Consider the following 13,496-nt stretch of genomic DNA (forward strand, 5'->3'; position numbering starts at 1 on the left):
GATCTCCTTAGCTGGAAAGCAGTTCTTGGTGCTTGCTTGCTAATCCTAAATAGGCTTCGATCACCTTGGGGTCATTGGCAAGCTCTGCTGCTGGGCCTTGCATGGCAATTTGCCCACCTTCTAGAACATAGGCGTAATCCGCTACTTTTAGTGCTGCGCGAGCGTTTTGTTCCACCAGAAGTATTGAAACACCTTGGCTGCGTAAATCGGCAAAAATACGAAAAATCTCACGTGTAATTAATGGCGCTAACCCGAGGCTAGGTTCATCTAGCATTAAGAGTTTTGGTTTGCTCATCATGGCGCGACCAATCGCTAGCATTTGTCGTTCGCCACCGGATAAAGTGCCGGCCTGCTGTTGGCGGCGTTCCCATAGGCGAGGGAAGAGCTTATAAATTTCGTTCAAGGTTTGGTCGTAACTTTTATCCCCGCGGCGGTAACGCTGGAACGCACCCAGTAATAGATTGTCCTGAACGCTCATGGTGGAGAAAAGCTCGCGCTTTTCTGGAACCAGACCAAGTCCATGGCCAACCAGGGTTTCAACATTTGGGCAGATAAAATCTTGGCCATTAAAGTGAATTGTGCCTTTGGAAGGCAATATTCCCATGATAGCCGACAGTAGTGTGGTTTTGCCGGCGCCGTTCGGGCCGATAACGGTGACCAAATTTCCTTCCTTGAGGGTTAGGTCGATACCGGTAAGGGCTTCCACTTTGCCATAGGCAACGTGGAGATCGCTGATGTCGAGTAGGTTTTTTTCTGTGGCTTGAGTCATTATTCTGCACCTCCCAAGTAGGCTTCTAAAACAGCTGGGTTGGATTGGACCTCTTCGGGTAAACCTTCCGCAATCTTTTCACCAAATTCCATTACCACAATTCGATCGGCAAGATTCATAACAAAGTCCATGTCATGTTCAACCAATAAAATGGCTAAGCCTTCTTGTCGTAGTTTCTTGAGTAGTTCTGCAAGGGCTTGTTTTTCCTTGTGGCGAAGCCCCGCTGCTGGTTCATCCAGTAGCAACACGCATGGATCGGCACAAAGCGCACGAGCAATTTCAAGGATGCGCTGTTGCCCAAGAGATAGGCTGCCTGCTTCTGTGTAGAGGTGTTCGCCTAGACCAACTCGCTCAAGTTGGTATTGCGCTTCTTTTAGAAGGCGTTGCTCTTCTTCACGCTCAATGTGAAGTGCTGAGCTGATAATACCTTTGTTGCCGCGCATGTGAGCACCCAGTGCGACGTTTTCTAACACTGTCATTGTGGTGAGTAGCTTTACGTGTTGGAAGGTACGGCTCATGCCCATATGGGCCACTTGGCGAGAGCTTTTGCCTTTTAAGCTTTGGTTCAAAAACAGTATTTCACCATCACTTGGTGTATCGACCGCTGAAAGCTGGTTAAACATGGTGCTTTTGCCTGCGCCATTTGGACCGATTAGCGCGAGTACTTCGCCAGCATGCAGTTTTAGATTCATTTGGTTGTTGGCAACCAAACCACCAAAGCGGCGAGTAACGTTACAGGCTTCTAGTATCAATTTGCCTTTTTGTGGCAAATCTCGACGTGGTAGTTCGGCGGCGGAAGAGGTGATCTTTATATGGTTTTGCTTGCGCCATGAGGCAGGTGCAAGCTTCACTAATAGAGGCCAAATGCCACCAGGTGAGCGTTGCATCATGAAAATAATTAACAACCCCAAAACAATGGTTTCGTATTGGCCATTGCCGCCCATGACAAGGGGTAACCAATCCTGAAGCCATTGCTTGAGCATGGTTAAAATGCCTGCGCCAAGCAGTGCTCCCCAGACGCTGCCAACACCACCAACCAATGCCATAAACAGGTAATCAATCCCCATGCTAAGGCCAAAAGGGGTTGGATTGACAAAGCGTTGAGTGTGCGCGTAAAGCCAACCTGAAATAGCGGCGAAAAGAGCGGAAATTAAGAAAATCACCATTTTTGAGCGAAAAGTGTTCACGCCCATGGATTCTGCCATTAATTGACCGCCTTTAAGGGCTCGAATGGCACGGCCTTCACGGGAATTAAGTAGGTTGCTGGTAATCCAGACAGCTACCATCAAAATGGTCCAAATCAAGTAATAAATCTTTTCGCCCTTATCGAGAAGAACTCCAAACAGGCTCAAAGACGGTAATCCACTGATGCCTGTGTAACCGCCCATGGAGCTCATGGTGCCAAACAAGTAATACAGTGAAATGCCCCAAGCAATGGTGCCTAATGGTAAATAGTGTCCTGATAATTTAAGGGTAAGGGCACCAAGGAATAAGGCAACGGCAGCGGTTAATAGTAAGCCGATAAGTAGCCCCACCCAAGGTGACCCTGCCGACCAAGCGAGCCAACTTGGTAGTTGTTCTGTGGTGGTTAGATAGGCAGAGGAGTAGGCGCCAAGTCCAACAAAAGCCGCTTGACCAAAGCTGGTCATACCACCTACGCCAGTGAGTAATACCAAACCCAATACAACCAGTGCATATAGACCAATATAGTTAAGTAGAGTGATCTGAAATGTGGGTAATACTTGGGGGGCAATGGCAAGTATGACTAAGACAATAATAATTAAATTACGCGATTTCATTTATTCGTCATCCTCTACATTGTGGCTATTCATCGAGCGCCAGATTAAGAATGGAATAATCAGGGTGAAAACGATGATTTCTTTGTAATTACTTGCCCAAAACATGGAGAAAGCTTCGATCATGCCCACCGCGACGGCACCAATGGCGGCAATGGGGTAGCTGACAAGGCCACCAATAATGGCCCCGACGAAACCTTTTAGGCTGATGATGAAACCGGAGTCGTAATAAAGGGTGGTGATGGGGGCGATCAAAATCCCCGATGCGCTGCCGATAAAGGCGGCTAGGGCAAAAGTGGCCTTGCCAGCAAAAATAGGTGAGATGCCCTGTAAACGAGCTCCCATTCTATTTACCGCTGTGGCGCGAAGTGCCTTGCCATATAGCGTGCGCTCAAAAGCGATGAATAAAGCCACAATGAGGAAGATAGAAACCAGAATGACCCATAGTGTTTGGCTTTTTAACAAGACGGCACCTAAGCGGAAGCCCGTGTCTGAAAAAGGTTGTGTGCGAGCCCCTTCAGGACCAAACAATAATAAACCCACGCCTACCATGGTGACATGAAGGGCAATGGAGACAATCAGCAAAACCAGTGCGGGAGCATCTGCTAATGGCTGGAAAAATAAACGATATATAATGGGGCCAATGGGCACGATTAAGCAAAGTGTTAATGCTATTTGGGCGATCATTGGGATTTCTGATAATGACAAATTATTTAGCAAGGCGATTATGATCACGGCATAGCCAAGTTTGAGAGCGACCATTTTCATTTTGTTTCGATCAATGTGGCGTTTGATTTGTTGGTATATATCAAGTGCGCAATCGATTAAAACTAGACCTAATAATAGCCATTCCAATTTTGGTGTTTTGCCCATCTGCATGGCGGCCATTGTTAACGCGCCAAATGTCACGAATTCTCCTAGTGGGATGAGAAGTATTCGTGTGACCGTAAAAACCAGCAAAATTGATAGGGCCAATAAGGCGTAAATGGCCCCATTGGTTAGGCCATCCTGTCCAAGCAGTGTGGCAATCTGAAAGTTCATTTAGTGTGATTCCTTTTGTTCTCATTGATTTTTGTGGCTTCGTGGCAACAAATTTTTAGTTTTTCTTATGGAGGTGGGCTGGCTGGAGTGTGCCCACCTCTTTATAGGGTGGGAGTTATTTTAATAGTGTCCATTTGCCATTTTTGACAGTAATTAAAACGCGGCCGCGCTCGTCAAAGCCGCTGTGGTCTTCTGCTGTCATGTTATAAACGCCCTGTGTAGCAGGCATTTCTTTGGTTTTTTCCAGTGCATCACGGAGTGCGCTACGAAATTCCGCTGAACCTGGTTTGCCTGACTTTAGTGCGCTTGGAATGGCGTTCTCAAGGAGTAGGCCTGCATCTAACACATTAGCGCCGAAGGTAGCGGGTGCTTCGCCATAAAGTTTTTTGTAGTCTGCGATGTATTTTGTGGCGATTTCTTTGGAGGGGCTGTCTGGTACTTCATCTAAAACCAGCATGGAGCTTGCGGCTAGGATGGTACCTTCAACGGCTTTGCCGCCAAGACGGAGGAAGGGGTCGAGTGCTGCACCGTGTGTTTGGTAAATTTTACCGCTATAACCTTGGTCTTTAAGTGTGGTTTGTGGCATTACCGATGAGCTTCCAGGTGCGGCAATCAGAACGGCATCAGGATTGGCCATTAGGATTTTTAAGCCTTGACCTGTCATGGAAGTGTCTTGGCGCTGAAATTGTTCGTTCGCGACAATTTGAATGCCTGCCTTTTGGGTTAGGTCTTTCATTACCTTGGCCCAGTTTTCACCATAGGGGTCTGCTGTCCCGATAAGTCCAATGGTTTTTATGCCAGTTGCTTTCATTTGTTCGACCAATGCTTTGGCAATTAGGTCGTCATTCTGTGTGGTTTTGAAAACCCATTTCTTTTGTTCTGTCATTGGCAATACAACGGCAGCGGTCCCAACTGGTGCTAACATTGGGGTACCTGATTCTGCCGCGAATTGAATAACGCCCATTGCGTTGCCTGAACCACTTGGACCTATGATTGCGTCCACGTGTTCTTCGTCAATTAACTTCTTGAATGCTTTAACCGTCGCGGTTGGGTCGCTTCCGTCATCTAGCGATATGTAGGTGATTTTTTCACCACCGGCAGAGGTGGGGAGGAGGGGGATGGTGTTTTTTTGAGGGATACCTACTAGCGCGATGGGTCCAGTAGTGGAACTGACTACGCCAATTTTTATGTCAGCGTTTGCTAATGGTGTAAGTAGCGAAGAGCTTAGAAGTAAAGCAGATATTACTTTTTTAGATGTCATGAGGTGTTCCTTTTATGTCGTTAACACTATTTGATGTTTACAGCGTTTTTTTATCCCCTAGAGATCATTATTCGCCTCTTTAACGGGTAACCATTTTTCTAGCTATTTTTATTGGATTTATGCACTTTCATACCTTGATAAGAAGGTAGCCTGCCACTGTTTTTTGTAAAAAACAACACAAAAAAACAAATAAAAAACGCACTAAAAATCACTTTTTTCTCATATTTTTATTTTTCATGTAGGGATGGGTGGAGTTTTTGTTTTGCCTTATTTTTGCTGTTAAAAATCGATTTTTTTGCTTTATTTTTGTTTTAAATCAGCTGTTTAGTCCATTTTTATGCGTTTTTGTTGACATTGTTTTTGTTTGATGTGTGGTTTTTAACCTGCTATTTTGTTGATAATTAACTTGAAAAATTAGTTGACAAGTAAAGTAATTAGTAAGACCTTATTAATATTCTTTATGCGTTAGCTTAAGGTTTTTGAGTGGTGTAAAGCGGGATGTTGGATGACGGTGGTTTCTGTTGTTCGATGGTGAAAGAGAGAAGTTCTTAGTCTTTTTATCAATGCAGTAAAAACAATAAGAACCTTCATTTGAACAGTGTATTCGTCCTATAGGGTCGTAACTAAATCTGCATTAGAGGAGCTAATTATGAGTCTGAATAACATAGGTACGCCTTACCAAGAAGAAAAGTCCTCAGGATCTGTATTTGATGCTTTGGGAACTGAGGCGTTTGAGCAAGTGATGAGCGACATTAGAACTCGTGCACGTAATAACGAGTTCGATAGCCAGCAATTTATTAGCCAGGACGTTATTGAGAAATTTCGCAGCTTGGGCATTTACCGTGCCTTGGTTTCTAAAAAATTTGGTGGTGATGAAATAACAGCGGCTCAATTCTGTGAAGTTGTAGAAGAAATTTCTAAGGCTGACGGTTCGGCAGGTTGGGTAGCGAGTTTTGGAATTGGTGCCATCTACCTATCCGCATTGCCTCTAACTACTTTAGAGAAAATTTATGCAGACTCACCAGACATTGTTTTCGCTGGGGGGATTTTTCCACCTCAACCAGCAGAGCTTAGTGCAGGAAATTACAATGTGAAAGGTCGATGGAGCTGGTCTAGCGGCTCTAAAGGCGCCGATATGATTGGCGTGGGTATTTTACCTAAAGACGGCGCAGGTGAAACAATCGGTGCACCTCGCATGGCAGTGATGCCTTCAAGTAAATTAACAATCGAACATAACTGGGATGTGACCGGGATGGCCGGTACGGGTAGTCATGATTTGGTTGTCAATAACGTCGATGTTCCTGAAGACTGGACTTGCATTCGTGGCGGTGCGTCTAGCCTAGAAGGCACTATATTCCGTTACCCATCGCTTTCTTTAGCGACTCAAGTGTTGGCAGTCGTTAGTTTGGGTATTGCGCGTGCGGCGTTGGACGAACTTAAAGCCATGGCGGCTGGTCGTGCTTCGGTGACTGGCGCTCCAAATATTGGCGAGCGTCCTCTAACTCAAGCGGAAGTGGCTAAGGCTGATGCGGATCTGCGTGCAGCACGCTGTTTCTTCTACGATTCAATCAATGATGCTTGGCAGACGTTAGAGAAGAACGAAGACTTATCTGTTCAGCAAATTAGTTTATTACGTCTTTCTTCGACCCATGCTTCTCGTGTTGGCGCTGACGTTGCGCGTAGAGTGCAAATGGTCTCCGGTATGACGGGCGTTTATAAGGCCAGTCCATTGTCGCGTTTTGTTAACGATGCGCAAGTGGTTACTCAGCACGCTTTTATGGGTGACATTACTTGGCAAAATGCTGGTGCTATTTTCTTCGGGCAGAAGCCATTACCAGGTTATTTATAAGAAATTAGCCTGATTTTATCTGTTTTTAGACGAACTTTTTGATTATTGGAGAAATATATTATGAGCGATAAAAAACCATTACGCGTACTGTTTTGCATGGGGATTAACCAAAACTTTATGGATGCAGCACGTGATGAGCAATTAGATGTTTGGGCGGCATTTGGCGAAATGTGGAATGGCATTCACGACATGGATGGTGTTGACGTCATCGGCAATATGGACGATGACCAAAGTATGGTTGGTCCGTCTGCTGGTTACCCTTGGACAACCTATCTGTTGGCTGATGTAAAAGACTACGACACTGTGGTTGCCTGCTGTAACTTGCTACGTACGACAGCGGTAGGCGATACGCCATACAAACTTTGGCGTTATGTGAAAATCGAATCCCGTATCGGTCGTGAACTGATTGTACAACGTGCCTAAGGCCTAACGATAAATAAGAAGGGTACAAGTATGAAGGACACGAATGAGCTAGAAGCGATATTGGCACGAGTTGACGCTTTAGAAAGCGACCGCGCGATTCGTGCTTGTATCAATCGTTATATGGATCTATGCGATCACCTAAACCCAGCGACTCCATTGGATGAATTAGGTAACTTGTTTACCGAAGACGCTAAGTGGGAAGGCAAGGGGGCTCGCTATTCGAAAAGCTTCGGTGGCTATGAAGGTCGTGATGCCATTGTCGCTATGTTGTCGAAATACACCGTTGAACCTGCGCATTTTTCGCTAAACGTGCATTACCTGTCATCTGAAGTGATTCGTGTGGATGGCGATAAGGCTTTTGGCAGCTGGAACATGATTCAAGTATCCAGCTTTAGTGCAGGGGGGTCTCATCTCAACAGTGCTCGTTTGAGCGTGTCGTTTCGACGTGATAACGGTGTATGGCGAATGGCGCATTTTCAAACAGAGAATCTGTTTAGCCGTCCGGTATCGGATTGGAATGATGATGCCACATTGCCTGTACCTAAATAAGCTGGTGCGAAAGCGATAGGGTCGATGTCTAAAAGATTAAAGAGAGAAAGAAGATGAGTGAATTAATTGCGTTGAAAAATATCAGTCAAAAAGCGGCAGATATGGTTGAAGAGGGTCGCGTCCACAAAGCGTTGTATTCAGACCCAGAAATCTTTGAAGAAGAACTGGATAAAGTGTTCCAAAACACCTGGGTCTTCATTGGTCACGAAAGTGAAGTGCCAGAAGCGGGCAGCTTTAAAACGTCTTTTGTTGGTCGTCATCCTGTTATCTTGAGCCGCGACCGTAAAATGAACCTCCATGTTTTGTTGAACCGCTGTCGTCACCGTGGTGCAACCGTGTGTGAAGGCCGTAAAGGTAAAACGAAAGCTTTCACCTGCCCATATCATGGCTGGGGTTACGGCTTAGATGGTGGTTTGCGTGCGATTCCGAAAGCAGAAGAATACGAAGGGGTTCTTGATAAAAACGATTTGCCACTAGAAAGTTTGCGTCATGAGTCGTACCAAGGTTTGGTTTTTGCGACCTTTAAAAGCGACATTGAGCCACTAGAAGATTTCTTGGGCGGCGCGAAAAAATGGATCGACCTGTTTGTTAAACAAGGTGGCGGTTACCCATTGAAAGTGTTGGGCGAGCATCGCTTTAATTTCCCTGGTAACTGGAAAATCCAGCTTGAAAACACAACGGATGCTTACCATTTTCCAATCATCCATAAGTCATTTATTAGCTCGTTGGATAATGCCACTGCGGACATTTTTGATTTCCTAGATGGCGACGGTTTCGTTGAGGATTTGGGGCATGGTCACAGTGTCATGGTAATGATTCCTGACTTAGTGGATTTAGAGGCGGATTTGGATCAGCCGATTCCAGAGCGCTTTGAAGATCTTGCACAGGCGTTGCGTGATGAAGGTCAAGACGAAGAACAAGTGAAACGCCTTGTACGTGCTGCCCATGGCACAGGCTTTAACTTGAACTTATTCCCGAACGTGTCTTGTTCAATGGCGTTTTTCCGCGTCTTACGTCCCGTTAGCGTTGGGGTAACAGAGATTCAACACGTCGCTATTGGTGGTGAAGGTGCTCCGGCGCCCTTTAACCGTAAGCGTATGCGTTTACATGAGCATTTCCAAGGACCTATGGGCTTCGGTACTCCAGATGATGGTGAAGCCTGGGAGCGTGTTCAAAAAGGATCAATGGCGGGTAAAGATGGCTGGATTCTCGTTAACCGCGGTATGGAGAATTTACATACATCTCCAGATGGTAATGTCGCTGGTGCTGTGTGTTCTGAAACAGGCATGCGCGGTGCGTATCAAAAATACAAGCAAATGATGGCCGCCGAAGGGGAGAAATAAGATGGCAATTAATACAGACCTGCTTAATAAGGCAACGGCGTTTATTTGGCACGAAGCTGATTTGTTAGATCACAAAGAATATCAAGAATGGTTGTCTCTTTGGGATAAGAACGGTTTATACATTGTACCGACCGACAACAATGAAACGGATTATGAAAACACCTTGAACCTAGCGTTAGATGATGCCGATATGCGTCGTATGCGTGTGGCTCGTTTGGAGAGTGGTGAGTCTGTGTCGGCTAGTTCGGTCAGCGGTACGGTTCGTATGGTATCCCGAGTGCGTATCTTGGAAGAAACAGCAGACTACGTAGTTGTGCGCTGTGCAATGACATTAAATGAATTGCGTCACGGTAATCTCGTGTCATACCCAGCTGATTTAGAGTATCGCTTAAAACCAACCGCTGACGGTTTTTTGATTGCTCGTAAAGTGGTCAAACTGATGCATGCTGACGGCTTCTTACGTACAGTAAGTTTCATCTTTTAACGGTCTTTGATGACCCAAAAAGAGGGCGAAATAATGTCTCAATTTACACAATCAAACGTGGCACTGGTAACCGGTGCCGCGCAAGGACTTGGATTTCATATTGCATCACGTTTGTATACGGCGGGTTTTTGTGTGGTATTGACCGATGCCAATGTTGAAGCGGCTAAATCCGCTGCGCTTTCTCTTGATCCAGAAGGGAAAAACGCCATTGCTTGCGAGTTAAATATTGCTAAGAAGTCCGATTTCGAAAATGCACTGAAGTTTGCTCAGGCTGAGTTTGGTGCATTGCATGTGTTGGTCAATAACGCGGCGGTAACGAAAGCCACGCCAGTGATGGATATTTCCCCAGAAGAGTTTAATGAGGTGGTGAATATCAATCTTGGCGGTGTGTTTATTGGTTGTCAGGTGATGGGTAAACACATGGCTGAACAAGGCTATGGCCGTATCATCAACATGGCGTCTTTGGCTGGGCAAAATGGAGGCACTTCAACGGGTGCCCATTATGCCGCTTCCAAAGGCGGTATTTTGACGGTAACCAAAGTCTTTGCCAAAGAACTGGCTAGCAAGGGGGTAACCGTTAATGCCATAGCGCCTGGCCCGATTGATTCGCCGATGGTGACCGCTTTGGTACCAGAAGAGCGCTTGCCAACCTTGTTGGGTGCGATTCCTGTTGGTCAACTAGGTGATGCGGACTTTATTGGTGACATGGTCGTGCAATTTGCTCGTCCAGAAGCCTACTTCACCACCGGAACAACATGGGATGTCAATGGCGGTTTGTTTATGCGTTAAGCGGCGTTGTCTGCTTAACGAGTTTTATTTGAGTTATGTTTGTGAACCAGGGTCCCGACTTCGGCCTGGGTCGGGAGGAGAGTTGCATGTCTGAAACATTATTGAAAGTCGTTGTTCGTAAACGAGAAAACCACACTGACGGTGTGATGGCTTTAGAGCTTGCGAGCCTCAATGGTGAGGCATTGCCAGCTTTTGAGGCCGGTGCACATGTTGATGTGCATTTAGGTGATGATCTGATTCGTCAGTATTCGCTGTGTAGTGACCCTGCAGACACCAGTGCATATCGTTTAGGTATTTTAAAAGATCCGAACTCCCGTGGCGGGTCGGTGGCAGCTCATCTTAATTTGCAAGAGGGCTCCGAGCTAACCATTGGGATGCCACTTAACCACTTCCCATTAGAGAAAAGTGCTAAGCGTTCTATCTTGATTGGTGGCGGTATCGGAATCACGCCGATGATTGCGATGGCGTATTCTTTGAAGGCAGAAGGCAAGGCGTTTGAATTGCATTATTGCAGTCGTTCGCCTGAAACAAGTGGTTTCCTTGATGAATTAGCGTCTTGTTCATTCTCCAATCATGTTGATTTACATTTTGATTCTGAAGATCAGCGCTTGGATTTGGAAACGGTTTTGAAAGACGCAGATGCAGGCACTCATCTTTATGTTTGTGGTCCAAACGGTTTTATGGATTGGGTGATTAGTACAGCGAAAAATCTCGGGATGGCTGATAGCAACGTACACAAAGAGTTTTTTAACGTGGAAGTTGAAACAGGTGGTGCAAGCTTTGAAGTCGTTGCTGAGCAAAGTGGCATTACGGTACGAGTTGGCGAAAACGAAAGTATTGCTGATGCACTAAAAGCGGCTGGCGTGAAAGTGAAAGTTTCCTGTGAGCAGGGGACATGTGGCACTTGTCTTTGCGATGTGCTTGAAGGCACGCCAGAGCACCGTGATGTTTACCTGACGGAAGAAGAGAAAGAAGACAATGACCAAATTACTTTGTGTTGTTCTCGTTCACTTTCTCCTCGACTTGTCCTCGATATTTAATATCCCCTGATAAGGGAAGGAGAATACCATGATTGATACAAAACTATTCCGCGATGGCATGTCTATGCTGGGTGGTGCCGTGTCCGTGATCACTACCGATGGTGAAGCTGGACGTTTTGGTTTTACAGCAACTGCTGTAACCAGTGTGACAGATGAGCCACCGACTTTGTTGGTGTGTATGAATCGTAACTCATTCGCTAATCCTCACTTTAAAAAGAACGCAGTATTGTGTGTGAACGTATTGCAAAGTCACCATCAAGATGTTTCTTGGGATTTTGCCAACCGTGATTTAACCAGTGAAGAGCGCTTTGCTAAGCATCAATGGACAACGCTTACAACGGGCGCACCTGCATTGGATGAGGCCTTGGTTAGTTTTGATTGCGAAATCCATGAAAGCCATGAAATTGGCTCTCACAATGTCTTTTATTGCCGTGTGAAAGACGCAAAAGTCGGCACGGATGGTCAAGGCTTAGTGTATTTCAACCGAGCTTACCACTGCTTAAATGAGCAATCTGTGGCTCAAGCAAAGTAATCCGTAGAAAGACTGTGCTTGCTCACTATCGATTACCTGCTTTATGTGAGCAATCATAAGGATCGTCAGCTTGATGGTGCCTTGCCTTCCTTCAGCGCTCTACCTGCCATTATCCATGCGATGGATGGTGAAATAGACATATTGTAAGACAGAGGCTTTCGTCGTCGCAGCAATACAGTGAAAGTCATCTTGGCGCGCAGGGCGTGATGTTAGGTCGAGCCACTTTATTTACTCTAATGAGATTTTAAATTCTTTTTTACAACACGAGTAGGCAGTTTATTTATGAATAAGAGCATTGATGTAAATGAAATGGGCTTGTGCCAAATGCTACGCGCCATAGAAGAAGGGGATTGCACTACCGAAGCGATCATTCACGCTTGTTTTGATCGCATAGAAGCCCGTGAGTCTGAGGTAGGGGCTTGGCAAAAGAAGCGCACTCGTGATGAATACCTTGCTTATTATCGAGCTGATAAAGCCTTCTTTGATGCCAGTTTATTAAAAGGGCTGCCATTGGGGGTGAAGGACATTATTGATACCGAGGAAATGCCAACGGAAATGGGTTCATCGATTCATGCTGGCCGACAGCCAGTTGAAGACGCAACCTGTGTCGCCTTAATTCGTGCTGCGGGTGGCATAGTGTTAGGGAAAACCGTTACGACAGAATTTGCTTATTTCAAACCGGGAAAAACCAAAAATCCTGCGGATTTAGAACGTACACCGGGTGGTTCATCAAGTGGTTCTGCTGCAGCCATTGCCGACAACATGGTGCCAATGGCGTTGGGTTCTCAAACTGCTGCGTCGGTGATTCGTCCTGCTGCTTATTGTGGTGCTATTGGTTACGTAGGAAGTCGTGGCGAATTTTCATTACGTGGTGGCCAGCCATTGGCGCAGTCGCTCGATTCGCTGGGGCTGTTTGCGCGTAATGTTGAAGATATTCAGCTACTGCGTGCGATCTTGTTGCGTCAGCCTGCTTCTATTAAAGCAAGTGAATCAATAGCGCCAAAATGCGTGTTGGTTTGTCGTGGTGAATTGGTCGGTGAGACGTCACCAGCGATGGAAAGTGCTACACAAAAGGCTGTAGATAAGCTCAAGGCGCAAGGCGTCAAAGTGGTTGAGTTGGATGCTGCTAATCGCATAAAAGACATGGTGAACCACCATATTAATATCATGGCCTGGGAAGTGTGTCGTAACTTAGTGATAGAATCCTTTCAGCCGAACCAACTAAGCGACCCATTAGCCACTTTGATGGAACAAGGTCTTACTATGGATCGTTCAAGTTATGTCGCGTCATTGGAGGCGGTGCAAGCGTGTCGAGATTGGTTATGGCGTTATGTGCCAAAGGCTGATGCCATCTTAGCGCCTGCTGCACCAGATATCGCACCGCTAGGTCATGCTGCCACTGGGGCACCACACATGAGCCGTCCTTGGCAAGCTATGGGGCTTCCTGTGATTAACGTACCGGGCATGAAAGATGAAAATGGCATCCCTTTAGGATTGCAGCTTATCGGTAAAGTACGTGAAGACGATGACCTATTGAGCCATGCTAGCTGGTTCAAAGAACTGTTAAATTAAGTCGTCTTGCTCTGATAATAAGTGTGGCTTATTCGATTTATGCTATCT

General features: G+C 45.9%; 14 protein-coding genes. 10 read left to right on the plus strand and 4 right to left on the minus strand.

What is annotated here, in order from left to right; translation table 11 throughout:
* Window positions 1–7: 7 nt before the first annotated feature.
* From JHD45_RS02105 to JHD45_RS02120, 4 genes are all read right to left on the minus strand, one after another.
* A complete protein-coding gene (locus JHD45_RS02105) occupies window positions 8–769 on the minus strand; it encodes an ABC transporter ATP-binding protein (protein ID WP_199474555.1) in 762 nt (253 codons plus the stop codon).
* Window positions 769–2,568 carry an ABC transporter permease subunit gene (locus JHD45_RS02110; protein ID WP_199474556.1) on the minus strand — a complete coding sequence of 600 codons (1,800 nt, stop codon included), beginning with the start codon at window positions 2,566–2,568 and terminating at the stop codon, window positions 769–771. Before JHD45_RS02110 ends, JHD45_RS02105 begins: the two co-directional genes overlap by 1 nt.
* Window positions 2,569–3,606, minus strand: coding sequence for a branched-chain amino acid ABC transporter permease (locus tag JHD45_RS02115; protein WP_199474557.1), 1,038 nt, complete (start codon window positions 3,604–3,606; stop codon window positions 2,569–2,571).
* Window positions 3,607–3,721: 115 nt separating this feature from the next.
* Window positions 3,722–4,867, minus strand: a complete 1,146-nt coding sequence (locus tag JHD45_RS02120) for an ABC transporter substrate-binding protein (protein WP_199474558.1) — start codon at window positions 4,865–4,867, stop codon at window positions 3,722–3,724.
* A gap of 649 nt (window positions 4,868–5,516) precedes the next feature.
* Here JHD45_RS02120 and JHD45_RS02125 point away from each other — a divergent pair.
* From JHD45_RS02125 to JHD45_RS02170, 10 genes are all read left to right on the plus strand, one after another.
* On the plus strand, window positions 5,517–6,716 hold the full coding sequence (locus JHD45_RS02125) for an acyl-CoA dehydrogenase family protein (protein WP_199474559.1): 1,200 nt from the start codon (window positions 5,517–5,519) through the stop codon (window positions 6,714–6,716).
* A 60-nt stretch (window positions 6,717–6,776) separates the two neighbouring features.
* The gene (locus JHD45_RS02130; protein WP_067015367.1) at window positions 6,777–7,139 is read left to right on the plus strand and encodes an IacB protein; all 363 of its coding nucleotides are present in this window, start codon (window positions 6,777–6,779) and stop codon (window positions 7,137–7,139) included.
* A 30-nt stretch (window positions 7,140–7,169) separates the two neighbouring features.
* Window positions 7,170–7,688 (plus strand): nuclear transport factor 2 family protein, encoded by a 519-nt coding sequence (locus JHD45_RS02135; RefSeq protein ID WP_199474560.1) that lies wholly within the window; start codon window positions 7,170–7,172, stop codon window positions 7,686–7,688.
* 53 nt (window positions 7,689–7,741) lie between these two features.
* Entirely contained in the window at window positions 7,742–9,031 is a 1,290-nt protein-coding gene (locus tag JHD45_RS02140) for an aromatic ring-hydroxylating oxygenase subunit alpha (RefSeq protein WP_199474561.1), read from the plus strand.
* A gap of 1 nt (window position 9,032) precedes the next feature.
* Window positions 9,033–9,515, plus strand: coding sequence for an aromatic-ring-hydroxylating dioxygenase subunit beta (locus tag JHD45_RS02145; protein ID WP_199474562.1), 483 nt, complete (start codon window positions 9,033–9,035; stop codon window positions 9,513–9,515).
* A gap of 33 nt (window positions 9,516–9,548) precedes the next feature.
* Window positions 9,549–10,304, plus strand: coding sequence for an SDR family NAD(P)-dependent oxidoreductase (locus tag JHD45_RS02150; protein WP_199474563.1), 756 nt, complete (start codon window positions 9,549–9,551; stop codon window positions 10,302–10,304).
* 86 nt (window positions 10,305–10,390) lie between these two features.
* Window positions 10,391–11,344: a PDR/VanB family oxidoreductase gene (locus JHD45_RS02155; protein WP_199474564.1), complete on the plus strand. Its 954-nt coding sequence runs from the start codon at window positions 10,391–10,393 to the stop codon at window positions 11,342–11,344.
* Window positions 11,345–11,372: 28 nt separating this feature from the next.
* The gene (locus JHD45_RS02160; protein ID WP_199474565.1) at window positions 11,373–11,876 is read left to right on the plus strand and encodes a flavin reductase; all 504 of its coding nucleotides are present in this window, start codon (window positions 11,373–11,375) and stop codon (window positions 11,874–11,876) included.
* An 18-nt stretch (window positions 11,877–11,894) separates the two neighbouring features.
* On the plus strand, window positions 11,895–12,023 hold the full coding sequence (locus JHD45_RS02165; RefSeq protein WP_199474566.1) for an alpha-hydroxy-acid oxidizing protein: 129 nt from the start codon (window positions 11,895–11,897) through the stop codon (window positions 12,021–12,023).
* 135 nt (window positions 12,024–12,158) lie between these two features.
* On the plus strand, window positions 12,159–13,448 hold the full coding sequence (locus JHD45_RS02170; RefSeq protein ID WP_199474567.1) for an amidase: 1,290 nt from the start codon (window positions 12,159–12,161) through the stop codon (window positions 13,446–13,448).
* Window positions 13,449–13,496 lie beyond the last annotated feature (48 nt).

Source organism: Marinomonas spartinae (assembly GCF_016461715.1).
GTDB classification, from domain to species: Bacteria; Pseudomonadota; Gammaproteobacteria; order Pseudomonadales; family Marinomonadaceae; genus Marinomonas; species Marinomonas spartinae_A.